The organism is Kitasatospora sp. NPDC048296 (assembly GCF_043201815.1).
GTDB lineage: Bacteria > Actinomycetota > Actinomycetes > Streptomycetales > Streptomycetaceae > Kitasatospora.
Window position 1 is genome coordinate 1 of the sequence record NZ_JBICZB010000107.1, and the last position, 19,034, is coordinate 19,034.

General features: G+C 74.4%; 15 protein-coding genes. 7 read left to right on the forward strand and 8 right to left on the reverse strand.

Annotated features, from left to right (window positions below):
• Positions 1-420: 420 nt before the first annotated feature.
• From ACGF12_RS35625 to ACGF12_RS35640, 4 genes are all read right to left on the reverse strand, one after another.
• On the reverse strand, positions 421-1,509 hold the full coding sequence (locus tag ACGF12_RS35625) for a WD40 repeat domain-containing protein (protein WP_393039780.1): 1,089 nt from the start codon (positions 1,507-1,509) through the stop codon (positions 421-423).
• Between the two features lie 216 nt (positions 1,510-1,725).
• On the reverse strand, positions 1,726-2,196 hold the full coding sequence (locus ACGF12_RS35630) for an ATP-binding protein (protein ID WP_393039783.1): 471 nt from the start codon (positions 2,194-2,196) through the stop codon (positions 1,726-1,728).
• A 98-nt stretch (positions 2,197-2,294) separates the two neighbouring features.
• Positions 2,295-2,738, reverse strand: coding sequence for an STAS domain-containing protein (locus ACGF12_RS35635; RefSeq protein WP_393039786.1), 444 nt, complete (start codon positions 2,736-2,738; stop codon positions 2,295-2,297).
• Between the two features lie 118 nt (positions 2,739-2,856).
• Positions 2,857-3,756 carry a SigB/SigF/SigG family RNA polymerase sigma factor gene (locus ACGF12_RS35640; protein ID WP_393039789.1) on the reverse strand — a complete coding sequence of 300 codons (900 nt, stop codon included), beginning with the start codon at positions 3,754-3,756 and terminating at the stop codon, positions 2,857-2,859.
• A gap of 534 nt (positions 3,757-4,290) precedes the next feature.
• Here ACGF12_RS35640 and ACGF12_RS35645 point away from each other — a divergent pair.
• A complete protein-coding gene (locus ACGF12_RS35645) occupies positions 4,291-5,400 on the forward strand; it encodes a mechanosensitive ion channel family protein (RefSeq protein WP_393039792.1) in 1,110 nt (369 codons plus the stop codon).
• Positions 5,401-5,536: 136 nt separating this feature from the next.
• On the opposite strand, the gene ACGF12_RS35650 is transcribed toward ACGF12_RS35645, so the two are convergent.
• Both ACGF12_RS35650 and ACGF12_RS35655 read right to left on the reverse strand, forming a co-directional pair.
• Positions 5,537-6,949 carry an amidase gene (locus ACGF12_RS35650; RefSeq protein WP_393039795.1) on the reverse strand — a complete coding sequence of 471 codons (1,413 nt, stop codon included), beginning with the start codon at positions 6,947-6,949 and terminating at the stop codon, positions 5,537-5,539.
• Between the two features lie 219 nt (positions 6,950-7,168).
• The gene (locus ACGF12_RS35655; RefSeq protein WP_393039798.1) at positions 7,169-8,041 is read right to left on the reverse strand and encodes a LysR family transcriptional regulator; all 873 of its coding nucleotides are present in this window, start codon (positions 8,039-8,041) and stop codon (positions 7,169-7,171) included.
• Between the two features lie 139 nt (positions 8,042-8,180).
• On the opposite strand from ACGF12_RS35655, the gene ACGF12_RS35660 reads away from it, so the two are divergent.
• A complete protein-coding gene (locus ACGF12_RS35660; RefSeq protein WP_393039801.1) occupies positions 8,181-8,687 on the forward strand; it encodes a nuclear transport factor 2 family protein in 507 nt (168 codons plus the stop codon).
• 177 nt (positions 8,688-8,864) lie between these two features.
• Here the strand turns inward: ACGF12_RS35660 and ACGF12_RS35665 are convergent, their stop codons facing one another.
• Complete coding sequence (locus ACGF12_RS35665) at positions 8,865-9,647, reverse strand: class I SAM-dependent methyltransferase (protein WP_393039804.1); 783 nt, start codon at positions 9,645-9,647, stop codon at positions 8,865-8,867.
• 295 nt (positions 9,648-9,942) lie between these two features.
• Here ACGF12_RS35665 and ACGF12_RS35670 point away from each other — a divergent pair, with 295 nt between their 5' ends.
• From ACGF12_RS35670 to ACGF12_RS35690, 5 genes are all read left to right on the forward strand, one after another.
• On the forward strand, positions 9,943-11,148 hold the full coding sequence (locus ACGF12_RS35670) for a hydroxymethylcytosylglucuronate/cytosylglucuronate synthase (protein ID WP_393039807.1): 1,206 nt from the start codon (positions 9,943-9,945) through the stop codon (positions 11,146-11,148).
• A 227-nt stretch (positions 11,149-11,375) separates the two neighbouring features.
• The gene (locus tag ACGF12_RS35675; protein WP_393039821.1) at positions 11,376-11,585 is read left to right on the forward strand and encodes a hypothetical protein; all 210 of its coding nucleotides are present in this window, start codon (positions 11,376-11,378) and stop codon (positions 11,583-11,585) included.
• 30 nt (positions 11,586-11,615) lie between these two features.
• On the forward strand, positions 11,616-12,941 hold the full coding sequence (locus ACGF12_RS35680; RefSeq protein WP_393039810.1) for a M1 family metallopeptidase: 1,326 nt from the start codon (positions 11,616-11,618) through the stop codon (positions 12,939-12,941).
• Between the two features lie 88 nt (positions 12,942-13,029).
• Positions 13,030-14,781, forward strand: a complete 1,752-nt coding sequence (locus ACGF12_RS35685; protein ID WP_393039813.1) for an RNA ligase family protein — start codon at positions 13,030-13,032, stop codon at positions 14,779-14,781.
• Positions 14,781-17,606 carry a poly(A) polymerase gene (locus ACGF12_RS35690; RefSeq protein ID WP_393039816.1) on the forward strand — a complete coding sequence of 942 codons (2,826 nt, stop codon included), beginning with the start codon at positions 14,781-14,783 and terminating at the stop codon, positions 17,604-17,606. The genes ACGF12_RS35685 and ACGF12_RS35690 overlap by 1 nt, the downstream gene beginning before the upstream one ends.
• 78 nt (positions 17,607-17,684) lie before the next feature.
• On the opposite strand, the gene ACGF12_RS35695 is transcribed toward ACGF12_RS35690, so the two are convergent.
• Complete coding sequence (locus ACGF12_RS35695; protein ID WP_393039819.1) at positions 17,685-18,578, reverse strand: sterol desaturase family protein; 894 nt, start codon at positions 18,576-18,578, stop codon at positions 17,685-17,687.
• Positions 18,579-19,034: the final 456 nt, after the last annotated feature.

Below are 19,034 nucleotides of genomic sequence, written 5' to 3' on the forward strand. Positions count from 1 at the left end.
TGCGGTGGTCATCTCAGCCCTCCGTCCGGTCCACGATGACGAACCCGCCCGCGTACGGCTGGGCGGAGGTGCGCACCCGCAGCACGGCGTTGCCCCGGAGGCGAAGGGCGACGATCGGTCGCCACGCCGACGGCGGCGAGCAGCGCCGGGCTCGGCGCGGTCACCGACCAGAACCGGACGGCGAACGGCGCCAGGCCGTACGCCCGGGCCAGGACGGGGGCGACCGGGAGGAGGCCGAGAAGCGCGCACAGGGCTCCGACACCTCGCCCACCGGGCCCGGCGGAGGCCCGGATCACTGGGCTGCCCACGGTCGAGGTGCGCTGCTGTCCTCGTGCCCGTTCGGCCATCGCGGGTTCCGATCCGACCTTCTCCTGCCACGATTCCACCGGCGGGTGACCGAGGGCAACCGGTGACCGAGAGCTACACCTCCCAGTGGCGGATCGTGCGGTCCGCGCTCGCCGAGACCGCGCGCCGGCCGTCCGCGGTGAAGGCCACTCCGTTGACGTTTCCGGTGTGCCCCTCGTACCGGGCCAGCTCCCGGCCGTTCGCCGGGTCGACCAGCCGGACCCGGTTGTCGACACCGAGGACGGCGAGCAGGTCGGCGTCGTAGTAGTCGGTGCCGCTGCCGGTCAGCACTCGGCAGCCGTCCGGGGACACCGCCAGGCAACGCAGGTTGCCCGCGCCGACCTCGAAGTGGCCCGTCTCGGCACCGGTGACCGGGTCCCACACGTGCAGCAGGTTGTCCATGGTGGTCGCGACCGCGAGGCCGCCCCGGACGACAAACCCGACGGCGGTGACCGCGAACAGCCCCTCACCGAACCGGCCCAGCTCCATGCCCGCGTCCAGGTCCCACAGCCGCACCTGGTCGGCGCCGAGCTCGTACTGGGCTGAGCCGGACAGCAGCTGTCGGCGGTCCGGGGAGAAGGCGACGGCGGTGACGTCCGCGGTGTGCCCCGCGAGGCGCCGCAGCTCCTGCCCGGTCGCCGGGTCCCAGCAGCGTACGGTGTGGTCCCCGCAGCCGGTCGCCACCAGCCGGCCCTCCGGGGAGAAGACCGCGGCCAGGCAGCCCTGTTCCTGTCCGTGGAAGCGGCGCAGTTCGGCGCCGGTGTCGGTGTCCCACAGGACGGCCGGTCCCCAGACGCCGCCGGACACCGCCAGCCGGCCGTCCGGGGAGAGGGCCGCGCACTGCACCCCGTCCTCATGGGCGACCCAGCGCCGTAGCTCTGTCCCGGCTTGGAGGTCCCACAGTCTGAGCGTGTGGTCCTCGCTGCCGGACAGGAGCAGACGGCCGTCGCGGGAGAGGGCGAGGCAGGTCACCGCCGCCGTGTGACCGGTCAGGACGGACGCCGCGGACGGCGGGCCCGGCGGGAGGCCCGGTGGCGGCCCCGGCGGGAGGCCCGGTGGCGGCCCCGGCGGGGGGCCCGGTGGCGGCCCCGGCGGGGGGCCGGGTGGCGGACCGGGCGGTGGACCCGGCGGGGGGCCGGTTGGAGGTGTCCCGGTACCTGGCATGTCGGCGCTCCTGCATGAGGGGGTGACCCGCCCGCGACCACTGCCGACGCTACGCCTCGCCCGGGCCCGCGACCACGCGCGGAGCTCCGCGCGCGGGCGCCCCGACGGGTCCCGGTGCCGAGAGCATCACGATGTGGACGGTCGGCGCGGAGGACGAATCGAGGCGCTTGGCGAAGGGCGGGACGAGGGCGCCGGTGCCGAGGGCCGGGTGGCCGGTCAGCCGCCCGGGTGTGGGGGCAGGGCGTCGAGCTCGGCCCAGACCGTCTTGCCGTCGCCGTGCGGCAGGGCGCCCCAGCGGGCGGCGGCCTGCTGGACGATGAAGAGTCCGTGCCCGCCGGGCAGGCCCGGGCGGTGCGGGCGGCGCGGTTCGGGCAGGGCCGTCGACCGGTCGCTGACCTCGATCCGCAGGCGGGTCTCGGAGGCGTCGAGGACGAGGTCCACGGGGCCGCCAGCGTGCAGCATGGCGTTGGCGACGAGTTCGGCGACGAGGAGCACGACGTCGTCCTCGGTCCCGGAGGCGCCCGTCGGCCACGACCAGTCGGCGACGGCCTGCGCGGTGTACGCCCGGGCGCGGGCGACCGGCTTCGGCAGCCCGGCCAGGTGCAGACGCCGGCGCTGGCCGCCGGGCGGCAGCGTGGGGCCGGCGCCCGGCCGGTCGCCGTCGAGGGTGGCCCGGCTGGTCGTCATGTGCGGGTTCCCCTTCGGTTTCGGCGCTGTGTTCCGCTACGTCTGCTCGGTTTCCCGACCGCTGCCGGATTATGCGTGCCTCCGGCCGGCGGGAGTGGTCAGAGCGGTGCGGCGAGCGCGTCCTCCAGGGACGGATGGAGCGAGAACACGGTGTCCGTGCAGGTCAGTTCCAGCAGCCGCCGCACCGCGACGGAGGGCGCCGACAGGCGGAACTCCACGTCCGCGGCCGCGGCCGCCATCCGCGTCCGCAACAGCAGGTTCAGGCCGGAGGAGTCGCAGAAGTCGACGTGCCCGAGGTCGACGACCAGCAGTGGCGGATGCCGCTCCACCAAGTCGTCGAGCGTGCTCCTGGCGGGGTCCAGGGTCTCGATGTCGAGGTCGCCGGCCAGCGCGCAGACGGCCGCCAGGGTGTCGGTGTGCCAGCTGCGCACGGCCAGGTCGGGCCCGGAGCGGGCACCCGGCCGGGAGGGTTCGGAGGGGACGGTGGTCGGCGGCACGGTCGCGGGCTCGTTCTCTGCGGGCATCGTCTTCTCGGCTGGCATCGTCGTCGTGTTCCCTCCACGGGGGTCCTCCACGAGCCTACGCACGCCGACCGGGGTACGGCCAGGCCGTGGTCGGCGTGCGCGGCGTCGCGTGTGCTCCTGGTGCCGTGAGGGCGGCTCAGGTGGCGGTGAGGTCCGCGCGCAGGTGCTTCAGCGTGCGGGTGAGGAGACGGGAGACGTGCATCTGGGACAGCCCGAGGCGGGCACCGATCTGGGACTGGGTGAGCTCCTCGCCGAAGCGCATGGACAGGATGAGCCGGTCGCGTTCCGGCAGGGCGGCGATGAGGGGCTTGAGGACGATCAGGTTCTCCACCGTCGCGAACCGCGCGTCCTCCTCGCCGAGGCGCTGGGCGAGCGGGCTCGGCTCCTCCTCGCCCTCGGCGGCGGAGGTGTCCAGGGAGCCGGCGGTGCGGCCGTTGGCGGCGGCGAGCCCCTCGATCACCTCCTCCTCCGACAACTCGAGGTGCGCGGCGAGCTCGGACACGGTCGGCGAGCGGCCCAGCCGCTGGAACAGCACGTCGCGCGCCTTGGCGAGGGTGATGCGCAGTTCCTGCAGGCGTCGCGGCACGTGCACCGCCCAGGTGGTGTCGCGGAAGTGCCGGCGGATCTCGCCGAGGATGGTCGGCAGGGCGAAGGTGGTGAACTCCGCGCCGTGGCCGGGGTCGAAGCGGTCGATCGCCTTGATCAGGCCGAGCGAGCCGACCTGTATCAGATCCTCCTGGGGCTCCCGCCGGTTGCCCACCCGGCGGACCGCGAACCGCACCAGGGACAGATTGAGCTCGATGAGCGTGGCCCGCACGTACGAGTACTCGCGGGTGCCCTCCTCCAGGGTCGACAGCCGGGCCAGCAGCACCCTGGTCAGCTCGCGCGCATCGGCGGGCGCGACCTCCCGCGGGTTCTCGAAGCCGGCCAGCTCCGGGACGACGGCGCTCGGGGCGACGGACGCGTCGACCGTCGAGTCCTCGTCCTGACCCTGGGCTGTCGCCCGGTGGAGGAGTTCGTCACTGGTCGTGGCCATGTCGGTCCTTTCCCCTCGGCGTACGGTCCGTCCCCGGGTACCCGCCGGGACCGGATCCATGTCCGGTCCCGGCGTGAAGATTGTGCGAACGGTCGGCTCGGGCGGACGCCGTCGCGGCGGGCGCATGAACCGCGGCATCCGGGGCAGCCGAGCGGATACGACCCGCTGGGCCGCACCGGATCGGACCGGCCTCACCGCATCACATCCCATCGGGAGGAGCCCTCGCCCATGGCCACCGCCCCCGCCCAGCCCGGCCTCCCGCCGCCACCGCCGCTTCCGGAGCCCCCGGTGCCGCCGAAGCCGACCCGGCCACCCGGCCCACCCGTGGTGCCCGACCCGCCGCCGCCACCCGGCTCCCCCGTGCCTCCGGCGGATCCGCCTCCGGCACCCGCCCCCGTCCGGCCGGACCCCGACCCACCCGCGCCGCGGCCGGGCCACCCCCGCCCGACCGAACCACCCGACTGAGCCGCCGTCAGCAGCATCCGCCCTCCCGGGCCGAGCCCTCCCCGCCGGAAGCAGAAAGGAGCGCGGGACATGTGGTGGAGTCTGCTCCGCCTCGCCGTCGTCGGCGTCGCGGCCGCCCTCTTGACCTACGGCCTCGACCGGATGGTGCAGGTGGTGGCGCGGCGGCTGGCCGCCCCCGGGAGCGGCAGCGGCGTACCGGTCATGGTGCGCAGGTGTCGCCGCCCGGTCCTGGCGCTGACGGCGTGCCTGCTGCTCTCCGCCGCGCAGCCGTGGATCAACGCGCCGCCGGCCGCCCGCGAGGGGCTGCGGCACCTCTTCGTGATCCTCTCGATCGCCTCCGGCGGGTGGCTGTGCGCCCGTCTGGTGGCGCTCCTCGTGGACAGCGCACTCAGGCTCGCCGTGCACCGCCGCGATGCGGCGTGGGCCGGGCGGGCCCGGACCCAGGCCAGTGTGCTCGGCCGGATCTGCCAGGCGGTCGTGGCCGTCGCGACCTTGGGTGCGGTCCTGATGACCTTCCCGGTGGTCCGCGGGGTCGGCACCAGCCTGCTGGCCTCCGCCGGGCTGGTCGGTGTGGCGGCGGGCGTGGCGGCGCAGAGCACGCTGGCCAACGTCTTCGCCGGGGTGCAGATGGCCTTCGGCGACCTGGCCCGGATCGGCGACGTCGTCGTGGTGGCCGGTGAGTGGGGGACGGTGGAGGAGATCACCCTGACGGCGGTGGTGATCGCGACCTGGGACCAGCGGCGGTTGGTGATGCCGATGTCCTACTTCGTCGGCCACCCGTTCGAGAACTGGTCCCGACGCTCCAGCCGGATCACCGGCACGGCGCTGCTCCACCTCGACCACCACGCCCCGGTCGGGCTGCTGCGGGAGGAGTTCGACGACTTCCTGGCCAAGAGCGACCTGTGGGACGGCCAGGGCAGCGCCCTCCAGGTGGTCGACACCACCCCCACCACCATCGTCGTCCGGGCGCTGGCGACGGCGGCGAACGCCGACGACGCGTTCGAACTCCGCTGCCGGCTGCGCGAGCACCTCATCGGCCACCTCCGCGACAACCACCCGTACGCGCTGCCGCGCATCCCCGTGGCGGAGGCGCCGGTGCGGCGCCCGGACGCCCGGGACGCCGCCGACATCCCCGGGCCTGCGCCGGGTCGCCGCACCCCGTCGCCCGAAGGCCCGTAGTCCGACAGCCCGACAGCCCGACAGTCCGACAGTCCGATGGTTCGACAGCCCGTCACCGAAAAGCCCGTCACCGGATCCGCCGGTGTCCGGCCCTGCCCCGTCGCCAGGGCCGGACACCGGCGCGCGCTCGCTCGGGTTACGAGCGCGGGTCGATGGGTGCGAGCACGCCGAAGTGGCGCTCGATCACCTCGGCGGCCTCCAGACACAAGTCCTCGCGGTACATCCGCCCGATGACCTGGAGGCCCTGCGGCAGACCCTCCGCGAGCCCGGTGGGCACGCTCACCGCGGGCACGCCGACCAGCGAGGTCACGGTGCACAGGGCTCCCGGCAGCATCATCCGGGCGTGGGCCTCGGTGTCGGTGTCGTCGGGGAGCAGGTCGAACCCGGGGACGGGCTGTGGGCAGGTGGGCCCGAGGAGCAGCGGATGGGTCTCCAGGAGCTCGGCCCAGTCCCGTTGGAGGCCGAGCCGGACACCGGTCTGTCGGAGGAACTCGGCGAGGTCGGCGTGCGGGGTGCGCTCCATGAACAGGTCGATGTGCTGGGCGCCCTTCTCGGTGAGCAGTTCCCTGGTCCGGGACCACTTCACGCCGAACTCGGTCATGATGAGCTTGCCGTAGCACTCCAGGGATTCGAACAGCTTGGGGATCCGCACCTCCTCCACGGCGTAGCCCGCCCGCTCCAGTGCGGCGGCCGCCTCGTCGACGGCGGCACGGATCTCGGGGTGGACGCCGGTTCCGGACGGATCGGCCACGATGCCGACCTTGAGCGGACCGGTGGGGCGGGGCCCGTACGCGGGTACCGGGACCGCCCTGGGGTCCTGCGGGTCCGCGCCCGCCAGCGCCTCGTAGGCCACGCGCAGGTCGGCGACCGAGCGGGCGATCGGGCCGTCGACGGGGATGAGCTGGGAGGCCAGCATCGGCTCCTGGCCCAGGATGCGGTGGTCGGCGGCGAAGCGGCCGTGGCTCGGCTTCAGTCCGGCCACTCCGTTGAAGGCGGCGGGCAGGCGGACCGAGCCGCCCGAGTCGTTGCCCAGGCCGAGCGCCGCCATCCCGACGGCCACCGCCACCCCGTCGCCGGAGCTGGTACCGCCCGGGGTCTTCGACCGGTCCCAGGGGTTGTACGTCCGGCCGAAGAGCCGGCTCGCGGGGTCCGAGGACATCGCCAGGTCGGGCATGTTGGAGTGGCCGATCGGGATCGCTCCTGCGGCGCGCAGCCGGCGCACCGGTGGGGAGTCGGTCTCGGCCACGTGATCGCGGAATCTCGGCACGCCGTGCGTGGTCGCCCACCCCGCCACGTGGATGTTCTCCTTGACGGTGAACGGCACGCCGGCCAGCGGGCCGAGCTCCTCCCCCGCCGCGCGGCGCCGGTCGGTTTCGCGCGCGGCCTCGCGGGCGCTGTCCGCCATCAGCTGGGTGACGGCGTTCACGACCGGGTTCACCGCTGCGATGCGCTCCAGGTGGCTCTCGACCACCTCGGTCGCCGAGATCTCGCCACGGGCGACGGCCGCGCCCAACTCGGTGGCGTTCAGCTTCCACAGTTTCGTGTCCATCGCTCGCCGGGCCGCCCGCCGCCCCTTGGTGGTGCGCGGGCCGCCCTGCCCCCTTTCCCTCACTGCGCCATGACGGGTCGTGCCACGCCATGGCAGCGGCGGCCGACATCGACCGCCCGTCGTTTCGATGCACTTGCATCACATCCCATTCCGGGAAGCGATGCAAGCGCATTACTACGAGAGTGGTGACGGACCGTCGAGGCGGTGCGGCTCGGCCGGTCACACCCCCCGCACCACGTCGAGGGCGGCGTCACCGAAGGCGCGTACGCGGGCGGTGGCGCCGCCCGCGGGCCACACCAGGCCCCATTCGACCGGCGCCGCGTCTGCGATCCGCACGTAGACGACGTCGGGGCGGGCGAAGTACCTCCTGGCATGGGCCCCCACGACGAAGACGCCCTCGCCCGCGCCCACGAGCGTGAGCGCCTCGTTGGACGTCATGGCCGTCGGGCCGCCGGAGACGTGCCGGCCCGCCGGTGCCCGGCCGGAGTCCGGGAGCCTCTCCGGGATCCGCAGGACGGTCGCGCGGGCCAGGTCCGCCATGGAGAGGGCCTCGCGGCGGGCGAACGGGTGCCCGGCCGGCACGGCGAGCATGCGGGCCTCGCGCACCAGGACCGGCCCCGTGTCGACCTCGTCCGCCGACACCGGATGGCAGGTCAGCGCCAGATCCACCTCACCGTCGCGCAGCCACGGCAGGACGTCCGGCGGCCGGGCCTCGCGGATCCGGACGTCGCAGTCGGGGTGGCGCTCACGGAAGCGCTGCGCGACCCCGACCAGCAACTGGCCCGCCGCGGGCCCGTGGAAGGCGACCCGCAGCACCCCGGTCAGGCCCCGCCCGGCGTCGACCGCGCGCGCGACCGCGGCGGTGATCCGGGACCACGCGGGCCGGAGTTCCTCGTACAGGTCCCGCCCCACCGGCGACAACTCCACCCGGCGGCTGGTGCGGTGGAACAGCGGCACGCCGACCCTGCGCTCCAGTTTGGCGATCGTCTGACTGACCCTGGCCGTGGAGACGCGCAGCCGCTCGGCGGTGCGCCCGAAGTGCAACTCCTCGGCGAGGGTGAGGAACGCCTCCAGCTCATGCCGCTCCAGCATCCCGCCCCTTCCTCCCGCTCCATCGTTAACCGGGGCTTAACGATCGTGACACAGACGCGCGTTGATGCCCCTGGCGCCTGGCAGCAGGATCGGAGGTGCTGGAACACCGTCCGACCCACCGTGCCGAGGAGAGTCCATCATGTACGTCACCCGCGACCGCGCCCTGACCGCCCCCGCCCACGACACCGCCGCGGTCGTCGCGGAGCTCCGCGACCGGGCGGAGATCACCGACGCGCTCTACCGCTTCGGCCTCGGCCAGGACCTCAAGGACAAGCAACTCTTCGCCTCGGCCTTCGCCGCCGACGCCGAACTGGACTTCCGCCCGGCCGCCGCGAAGTGGGGCGCCGAGCCGCCACTGATGTCCGGGCGGGACACCATCGTCGACACCATCCTGGGCATGTTCACCGGCCGGGTCGACACCACCCACCAGGTCACCAACCCCAGGATCACGATCGACGGCGACACCGCACGCCTCACCGCCCTGGTCGAGGCCCAGCACCTGCTCATCGCCGACCCCGCCGAGCACGCGCTGCTGAAGAACCCCTACGACGTCGAGCTGGTCCGCGACGGCGATCGCTGGGTCATCCGGCGACTGCGCATCGACAACACCTGGTTCACCGGCGACCCCACGGCGATCTTCGGCTGACCCGCACCACCGGGTCGGGGCCAGGGGTTCCCGGTCGGGGTGCGCCGGCGAGTGGCCCCGACGCCAACGCATCGCCCTGGAAGGCGAGGTGCTCTTCTTCCCCGCGGCCTGCGACCTGACGACCGAGCAGCCGGTCGAGGTCGACGTCGTGTCGCTCCGGCTGCGGGGGCCGGCGGGTCAGGCCGGGGCGCGGCGGACGGTGAGCATGTCCTGGGTGTGACCGATGGCGTACGTGCCGTCGGGCTGGGAGAAGTGCTCGCGGACGTAAGCGGTGAGGGCGGCTCGGGTGGGGCGGGGGTCGAGGGTGGCGAGGTCGGCGACGTTGACCATGAACTCGGCGACGTCGACGGCTTCGGCGAGGGTGGGCGTGCGGTAGTGGAGGGCGAGGGTTTCCAGGGCGTAGCCGTGGGACGGGTGTTGGGCGCGGAGGCGGTCACGGAGGGGGCGCAGGTCGTAGCGGACACCGGTGAAGTGGGCGGCCATCCGCATGCAGGGGCTGTCGGGGTTCTGCAGGACGATCAGGAGGGCGCCGCCGGGGGCCGTCCAGTTCAGCGCCCGGGTGGCGATGGGGAGCCAGTCGGGTTCCGGGACGTAGTAGAGGACGTGGGAGAGGTGCACCAGGTCGGCCGGCTCGGGCGGTTGGGCCCGGTCGAGCGGCTCCGGGAGGACGAGGGCCTCGGGGCAGGTGGTGCGGAGCTTCTCGCGCATGGCGGCGCTGGGCTCGACGGCGATCACACGGTCGAAGTACCCGGCCAGGTGGGCGGTGGTGCGGCCGTCGCCGGCGCCCAGGTCGAGCAGGACGCGGCGGCGCGGGAGGGCGGACGCGATCTCGCTCAGCCGGGCGTGGGTGCGGGGCTTCTCGTCCGTACCGACGAGGAAGAGTTCGAAGGCCCGGCGGTAGTCGGTGCCCGAGACGTCGAGGACTCGGAGTGGAGTGGTGTCGGTGGCCGGCGGCTCCATCGGGCGGCGCCTCCTGTGGTGTGCGGGCTCGGCGGTGGGGCCATTGCACCGTGCTGGGGCCTTGACGGGGTGCAGGCACGTTCCTGCACGCGTGTCGCACCGATGATCTGACCGCCCATCGTCAACTCCCCGATCGGCGGCTTCACCTGGTGGGGTGGTTAGCCTCCGATTTTCCGCAGGTAGTCAAACCGCCCCGCCTGATCGGCCTGGTACGAATACGGAGCGAAGGAAATCCGGTACGTGGGGGCGCGGTTGCCGTGCCGCCGGAGTTGTTCGGGAGGGAGGCGGGGAACGGATGAGGGCAGCGACGGACGTCCGGACCGTAGCCGTGGCCGGGGTGGAGTTCGGGTGGGGCAGTTCGGGGAAGTTGAGCGCGGTACTGTCCGCCCTGCGCGACCGGGGCGGAGGAAAGCTCAGATTCATCGGGCTGGCGTCCGGGCTCGGGCGGCCGGTGCTGGCCGCGCAGCCGGTGCAGCGCTGGTTCGACCTGCCGGAGGGTGGGTCGGGCGAGGAGCTCGGGCGGATCGTCCGGGCGCAGCGCGTGCGGGCGGCGCTGGTGGTGCTGGACGGGGGGCTCGCGGAGGCATTGCGCGCCCACGGTGTGCCGGTGGTGTTCGTGGACAGCCTGCCCTTCCTCCGGACGAAGGGTGACCGGCCCGACCTCCCGCTGGACACCGAGGTGTACTGCGCCCAGCGGTGCGTGGAGCTGCCCTCGGAGGCCGCCGGGGTGCTGGCGGACGCACGCCGGCTCCGCTGGGTGGACGCGGTGATCGCCGGCGGCGGCGTCACCCGCGATCCCGCGCCGACGCGGCACCCCCGCCGCGCTCTGATCAGCCTCGGCGGTCTGCGTGCTCCCCGACTCGCCAACTGGGCCAGCTATCCGCGCATCGTGCTGCCCGCCGCCCTGGAGGCGCTGACCGCGAGCGGGGTCACCGAGGTGCACGTCGCGGGGAACCTCCCCGCCTGGTTGGCCGCGCAGCTCATCGACTCCTGCGTGCACCCGGCCGTCACCACCGTGGGTGCCCTCCCCCACGAGGACTTCCTGCACCGCCTCGCCGAATGCGACGTGCTGCTCACCTCCCCCGGGCTGACCACGCTTCTGGAGGCGGGGCGGCTCGGGACGCCGACGCTCTGTCTGCCGCCACAGAACCTGAGCCAGGTCTTCAGCGGCCGCTTCCACAGCCAGGCGCTCGGCACCGACGTCCGAACGCCCTGGCCCAGCACGGTCTTCGCCGAGCAGGAGGCGCTCGCGCTGCGCGCCCACGGCGAGGAGAAGGCCCTCGACCTCATCTACGGCGGGATCGCCCGCGCCGCCGACCTCGACCGCCGGCGGACGGCAACGGCCGTACGGGAGAGCCTGGTCGAGAAGCTGAAACACCTGGCCGGTGAGCCCGGCACCGACTGGACGGCGCTGACCACGGCGGTCGGCACGGGCGGCGCGGAGCAGGTCGCCGACGCCCTGGTCGAAGTCCTGGGGGCCGCCACCCCCGCCCGCCGATGAGTCCCGCCGTTGCACGCCCACTGACCTACGCCCACTGACCTACGCCAACTGCCGTGTGCCCGCTGCCGGCTGCCCGTTGAGGTGAGCCGCCGACCCGGCCGACGCCACCGATACCAGCGTCTGGCAACCCCCGCCGCCCGAGCTCCAGTGGGCCGCACTCGGACGTCTACCGGGGCATCCGTCCGGTCCTTCGCTACCGGCGGTGGCGCTGCGCGGGAGACCTGGTACTGCCGCCGCCGGGCTCCGGCACGGTCCGTCGGATCACCCCGACGGCGGAGCCGCTGCGTGTCCCCGGCGTGGTCGAGGCCGTTCTCAAGGTCGGTGTCGGCGACGCGGTGTCCGCCCGGCGGGCCTCGCACAACGCCTCGGGGTACGTCCACGTGGTGGGTGCCTCGATGCCCACGGGCCCACCACCAAGACCCATGAGACCCACGTGACAGCCCCTACCGCCGACAGGAGTCCACGGCGTGCGACGCCCCCTCCCCCTGTTCTCCGTCCTCGCCGTGCTCCTGTTGGTGGCCGCCGGGCCGCCCGGCCGCGCGCCCTTCGACCCGACGCGCACTCCTGGCACGCCCGTCTACTCCGTCCAGCTGCGCAGCGACGCCACCGGCGCGCACTGGCAGGGCCACGAGCGGATCACCTTCAACAACACCTCGCCCGACCCGCTGCGCGAGGTGTACCTTCGGCTCTGGGACAACTTCCACGGCAGCTGCGCGGCCCCGCCGGTGCGGGTGTCTGGCCTCAACGGCTCCGCCGAGGTCGCCTGCACCGCGCTGCGCGTGCCCCTGCCCCGCCCGCTGCCCCAAGGCGTTTCCGGGAGTGTCGAGTTCGACCTCTCCATCGACGTCCCGAACGGCGTCGACCGCTTCGGCCGCGACGGCGCCTTCAGCTTCCTCGGCAACGCCCTGCCCGTCCTCGCCGTCCGGGACGAGGCGGGCTGGCACCTCGACCCGTACACCGACCTCGGCGAGTCCTTCTACGGCCTCGCCTCCGACTTCGCCGTCACCCTCGACCACCCCACCGAGCTGCTGGTCCCCGCCACCGGCAGCGCCCTGGACACCCCCGGCGAGCCGGGCCGCACGGTCACCCGGGTGGGCGCCCACCAGGTGCGCGAATTCGCCTGGGCGGCAGGGCCGTTCAGCCGGATCGCGGGCCGATCCGCCGACGGCGTCCGGATCGCCGTCTACTCGGCCGCCGACATCAAGGCGGAGGACGCCCGCGCGATGCTCGACCTGTCCCTGCGGACCATCGACGCCCACTCCGCCCGCTACGGCGCCTATCCGTACGGTGATCTGGCCCTGGTGCTCGACAACGGCTTCGCGTTCGCCGGCATGGAGTACCCGGCCTTCGTCCTCGACCGGATCAGACCCGCCGCCGTCATCCACGAACTGGCGCACCAGTGGTGGTACGGCATCGTCGGCGACGACCAGTACCGCGCGCCCTGGCTGGACGAGTCCTTCACCGAGTACGCCATGGACCTCGCCCTCGGCAACACCGGCGAGGGCTGCACCGCCACCACGCCCTGGCAGTCCGCGGACGAACGCCTCACCAACCCGATGAGCTACTGGGACGCCCACCCAGACCGCTACGAGGCGGTCATCTACGACCACGGCTCCTGCGCCCTGCACGAACTGCGCCGCCTGATCGGGCCGGAGCCGATGTCCGCCCTGCTGCGCGGCTACGCCCGCGCCCACTGGTACGGCGTCTCGACCGCCGCCGACTTCAAGGCCGCCGCCCAGGCCGCGACCTCCGTCGACCTGACGCCCTTCTGGCGCGAGCACCGCATCGACTGAACCCGCGCCGGCTCGGTTAATCGGTGGCCCGGCCCTCCCGCGCGCTCCTACAGTGTCCGCCGGATCAAGGACGTTCAGGGAGCCGGACATGCGAGTGCACTACCCTCGGACGCCGCATCTCCCCTGGTCACCGGGGGCAGCGGCGGACGACGTACGGACCGGGGACCTCTCCGCGCTGGCCGGCGCGGAGGTCGTCGTCACCGAGAAGCTCGACGGCGAGAACACCACGCTCTACCCCGACGGCCTGCACGCCCGCTCGCTGGACTCCGCGCACCACCCCTCCCGGGCCTGGGCCAAAGGCCTGCAGAGCCGGATCGGCGCCCGGCTCCCGAAGGGCTGGCGGATCTGCGGGGAGAACCTGTTCGCCCGGCACTCCATCCCGTACACCGACCTGGACAGCTGGTTCTACGGCTTCTCGGTCTGGACCGAACGGGACCACTGCCTGGACTGGGACGACACCGTCCGCTTCCTGCGCCGCCTCGGCATCCCCGTACCCCGGGTGCTGTGGCGCGGCCGCTACGACGAACGGGCGCTGCGCGCACTGCGGTTGGACCTCGACCGGCAGGAGGGGTACGTGGTCCGGACGGTCAAGGGCTTCCCCCGCGCCGAGTTCGGCGAGCGGATCGCCAAGTGGGTCCGCCCGCAGCACGTGCGCACCGACACCCACTGGATGCACGCCGCCGTGGTGGAGAACGGGCTCGGCCCGAACGCCGCGCTCTGGGCGGTGCGTTCCGGCCAGCTGCCCGAACTCCCGCTGCTGGCCGAGGCCTTGGGAATGCCCGAACTGACCTGCAAGGCCGATGAGTTGGCCGAGGTCTCCGCCCGACTGGACGAACTCGGCCGGACCGGGGACACCCGGCTGGCCGGTGTGCTCGCCATCGCGCTGCGCGCCGCCCGCCGGGAGCAGCTCGCGCCGCGGCTGGCCGGGCGGCTCGGCCTGCCGCTGGCCCGGCGGGTCGCCGACCTGGTCGGGCTGCATCCCGGGCTGCACCAGCCGTACCCGGACGAGGACCGCCGCGCCGGGCTGGTCCGGCTCTCCTGCGCCGCCGACCTCGGCGTGCTGCACGCGGTCGCCGCGGCCGCCGCCCCCGGCCGGACCGAGCGCGAACAGGTCGCCTGGTCCGCCCTGCACGCCGAGGACGCCGGGCTGCTCGGCCCGGACCCGCTCGGCAGGCTGCGCACCGGTCTGCGCGAGGCGCTGCCCGACCTCGACCGCGACGCCGCCGACCGCTGCTGGGCGCAGGCCCGCGAGGCCTACGCGCTCGGCCGGATCTCCACCGTGGAGGAGGCCGTCGCCGTCGCCTGGCGCTGGCGCGACGGCCGCTTCCCCCGCCTGGTCCACCTGAGCGGCCCGGCCGGCAGCGGCAAGAGCACCTTCGCCGCCGCGCTGCCCGGAGCCGCCACCCGGATCAGCCTGGACGACCTGCGCGCCGCCCGCGGCTCGCGCGCCGACCAGCGCGACAACCCCGAGGTGCTGCGCGAGGGCCTGGACCGACTGGACGCCGCGCTCGCCGACCCGGCCGCCACCGTGGTCTGGGACGCCACCTCCCTCAACCGCCACCAGCGCTCCCACGTCCACGCCGTCGCCCGGCGCCGGGACGCTCTGGTCACCCAGGTGGTGCTGCTGGTCGGCGAGGAGGAGCTGCTGCGCCGCAACGCCGTGCGCCCGCACCCGGTGCCGCCCGAGGTGCTCACCGCCCAGCTGCACCGCTACAGCCCGCCCTACCCCGGCCAGGCCCAGCGCACCTGGTACGTCGGCCCGGGTGGCACCGTGGAGGACACGGCGGGCACGCTCGACTCACTCGACTCACTCGACTCGCTCGACCCCGTGGAGGACTGATGCGCCCCATCGAACAGGTCTGCCAGCGCATCCGCTGGGACGCCCGCTTCGACCCGGCCCGGTTCACCCTGGGCGTGCGCCAGCGCGACGACCGCACCGAGCGCGTCCCGCTGGAGGCCTTCGCCGCCTCCGGCGAGATCCCCTGGCACCGGGTGCACTGGGTCGAGGCCGACGGCGTGCGGGTGTGGGACCGCGCCACCGGCACGGACCTCCTGGACACCACCGAGGCCGGGCGCCGCACCGACCCGCGCCGCCTGCCCGCGCCCTTCTTCACCGCCACCGCCCCGCACGCCTGGCGGCCGGAGGGCGGCTGGCAGCCCGGCATCGACGCCGGAACGGCGGCCGCGGACAGCCTGCGCGTGGTCACCTGGAACACCCTGTGGGACCGCTACGACGCCGACCGGATCGACACCGCCCGCCGCCGACCGCTCCTGCTCGCCGCGCTGGAGGCCGCCGACGCCGACGTCATCGCCCTGCAGGAGGTCGAACCGGCCCTGGTCAACCTGCTGTTGGCCGCTCCCTGGGTCCGGGACGGCTACACCCTGGGCGCCGACCCGTACGGCCCGGACGTGGCCGACCACGGGCTGCTGCTGCTCAGCCGGCTCCCCGTACTGGAGGCCGGGCGGCACCAGCTCGGCCCGCACAAGGCCGTCATCGCCGTCACCGTCCGGACCGCCGACGCACCGCTCACCGTCGCCGCCGTCCACCTGAGCAGCGACCACTCACCGGACGGCCCGGCCCGCCGACAGAGCGAACTCGCCACGCTGGCCGAGGGCTTGGGCGCAGTCGTGGGCGAGCTGCTGCTGCTCGGGGACTTCAACGACGGCCGCTCCGGCCCGGCGGGCCCGGCCGCCGCGCTCGGGCTGCGGGACGCCTGGACCGAGGTGCGCGGTCCGGCCGACGACACCCCCACCTTCGACCCTGGCGCCAACCCGCTCGCCGCCGTCTCCACGCTCACCGGCCGAGCCGCACGCCTCGACCGCGTGCTGCACCGCTGCGAGCACGCCCGGGCGACGGGGGCCGCCCTGCTCGGCGACCGCCCGACCGCCGGCGGGCTCCACCCCTCCGACCACTACGGCGTGGCCGTGGACCTCGCCCTCGGCGGCGGCTCCTCCCCGGCGGCGCTCGACGCCGCGCCGACTGCGCGCACCGCCGTCGCCTGGCTGCCGCCCGAGGAGCTGTGGCCGCCGATCCAGCGCCTGCGCACCGCGTACGACCCGCAGCAGCGCCGCTGGCCGCCGCACGTCAATCTGCTGTTCGGCTTCGTCCCGGAGGCCGAGTTCGACCGAGCCCTGCCGCTGCTCGGCGCGGCCGCCGCCGAGGTCTCCCCCTTCGCCGCCCGTCTGGACGGCGTCCACACCTTCGGCCACCGCGAGGACGCCACCGTCTGGCTGGACCCGGCCGCCGCCTTGCCCGAGCCCTGGGCGGCGCTGCGGCACGCCCTCGAACGGCGCTTCCCCCGCTGCCGGGGCCGCGCCGGGGGCTACACCCCGCACCTGACCCTCGGGCGCAGCGCGGACCCGCAGCGGGTGGCCGCCGACTGCGCGGCCCGGCTCGGCGGGGACTCGGCGCGGGTGGGCGAGCTGGTGGTGCTCTCCCGGCGGGGCGACGAGCCGATGCGGGTGCGTGCGGTGGTCGAGCTGGGGACGGGCGAGGTGTGGGTCCCGCCGGCGGAGCCGGTGGTTACGCTGCGGCCCGAGCCCGCTGAACGTACGGCTGTCGCCGCCGAGTTGGCCGCACGGATCGCTGCGGCACTGCCCGAGGGCGTGGTCCACACCGTCGGCTCGCGGCGGCTGGGCTGCCAGCTGGACGGGGGCGACCTGGACCTGGTGGCGGCCCTGCCCGGCCCGGCCGATCTGGAGGGCGTCCGTGCCCGGGTGGCGGCCGCACTGCCGGAGGCGGGCCGGGTGCGCGAGGTGCGCGGCGCCCGGGTGCCCGGGCTGCGGCTGGAGGCGGGCGGGCTGACGGTCGACCTGGTCGTGGTGTTCACCGGCGAGCTCGAACCGTCCCAAGCCGTCGCCCGGCGTGCCGAGTTGGGCGAGGCGGCCGCGGCCGCGCTGAGCGCGGTCACGGACGCCGAGGCGATCCTGACGGCGGTCGGTGAGCGGCACGGGCGTTTCGTGCGACTGGCCAGGGAGGTCAAGACCTGGGCGCGGGCGCGCGGCCTGGACTCCGCGCCGTTCGGCCACCTACCGTCGCTGGCCTGGTCGGTGCTGGCCGCGCGGACCGTCCTGGACGCGGACGACACCGCCGAAGCCACCCTGTTCCAGAGCTTCGCCGAGACCTGGGCCTGCTGGGACTGGCGCCGACCCGTCAGTCTGACGGGCGACTCCACGGATCGGGCCGCCGCTCCCCTGACCGTCCTCACCCCCTCCGCCCCCGTCCGCAGCTGCACCGGCCAGGTCGGCGCCGACGCCCGCGACCTGATCGCCGAGGAGCTCTACCGCGCCTGGGAGCTCAGCACCGAGAGCCCCGACCCCTGGCCCGCCCTGCTCTCCCCGCCCCCGCTGCACCGCCGCCACGCCGCCTGGGCCGTGGTCACCACCGACGAGGAGTCACTCGGCGCCGTCCGCGGCCGCCTCCGGGCCCTTCTCACCGCGCTGGAGGAAGCCGGCGCCACCCGCCTCCACGCCTGGCCCCACCCCTACCGCGGCCGCGACGGCCGCACCCACTTCGCCATCGGCCTCGGCCCCACCCCACTGACCCGGGCCCGGCTCACCCCGATCACCACCGCCTGGTCCCGGGGCCTCGCGGGCGTCCACGTCGACTACGCCGAGGGCGGCGCGGTCCCGACGCTCGAACCGCCGCGGGACGACCGCGGTTGAGCGCCTGGGCCGACCGGGGCCCGCCTCCCCTCCCCCGGACATCCGGCGGCGCGGACGTAGCACTGCACGCTCTTTGCTTCAGTGGTGTTGAGGCCGAGCTTGTTGACGGCCTGGATGGTGACGGTCCGGGCGGTGACCTGCCGGGCGGGCGCGACGGTGGCGGCGGTCGCACCGGCGAGGGCACCGACACCGAGGGCTACTGCCGTGAGCACGCCCAGCAATGCTTTCGTACCCTTGCGCCGCCCGGATCCGGTCGTAGCCGGGGTCGACGGTGCCGAACAGCCGGTCCCAGCCGGTGGTGTAGAAGCCCAGGTTGACGGACGGGTCGGCGTGGTGGCCGACATGGAACATCGGCAGCGCCACCCAGTGGAAGACCCTCCAGCGTCGCACCCGCGCCGGGACCGGCTCCACCCCAAGGTGCCCGAGCAGGCCGAACACCAGGTTGACCACAACGAACCCCCCGACGGCCGCGATCGAGACGCCCCGCACGCAGAGCACCGCCAGCCAGGCCCCGCCGAAGCCCAGCACCTCCAGCGGGTGCATCACGAAGAGCGTGGCAGGCCGGGGGTCCGGACAGCGATGGTGCACCTCGTGCACCATCGGGTAGACGCGGCGCCGGTGGGCGATCCAGTGCCCCGCGTACATCAGCGCGTCCATCACGAGGGTGAGGAGCACCAGTTCGACGACCGCTCGCGGCCCGGTCAGCGGGCTCAGCCGGATCCACCCGGCCCGCCAGAGCAGCCATCCGGCCGTAGTGACAACGGAGTTGAGGAGCACGGTGACCGCGATCAGCACCCGTTCGGCGGGCGTGACGGGCCCCGGCACCGGCGCCACCCGACATTCCCCGAACCGGCGCACCAACCACCCGCCGGCGCCCACGGCGACGAGGAACAGGAGGAGGTTGACCAGCAGCGCCCCACCCGCCACCTGAGCCGGCCCGAGCCGAGCGCCCCACTCCAGTACCGCTTCCATCCCCGCCCCCTCGCGTCAGCAGTCCCCTGGTGCACATTGTGACCGGACACGCTTGCCGGCCAGGAGGCCGAGGGTTTCTCCAGGTTGTGAGACCTGGCGCGGCCACCTTGTGGCCGGCGTACTCCGCGACCAGGGCAGCAGACGCGCCGGGGCAGGGCCACTCCATGTCATCGAGCGCACCGACGCTCGTTGCAACCCCCGTGGCCCCCGGCCCCGCAGCAGTCAACGGTCAGCTCACAGCCACGAGCCGAAGGCAGCTCCGAGCCGGGACACGAGAGCTGGAACCAGTGGGGCCGGGCGACCTGGCGGTTTCTCGTCGATGGGACACGCTTGTTGGCACCAGGTGGTCACGGTTCTTGGAACCTGAGCTTCCCCCGGTGTGCGGGAGGTGCTGATCAGCTGGTCAGAAGGGGTTGGCGGGGTTTCAGGTTCACTTGTTCGGCCGTCGCGTGGTTG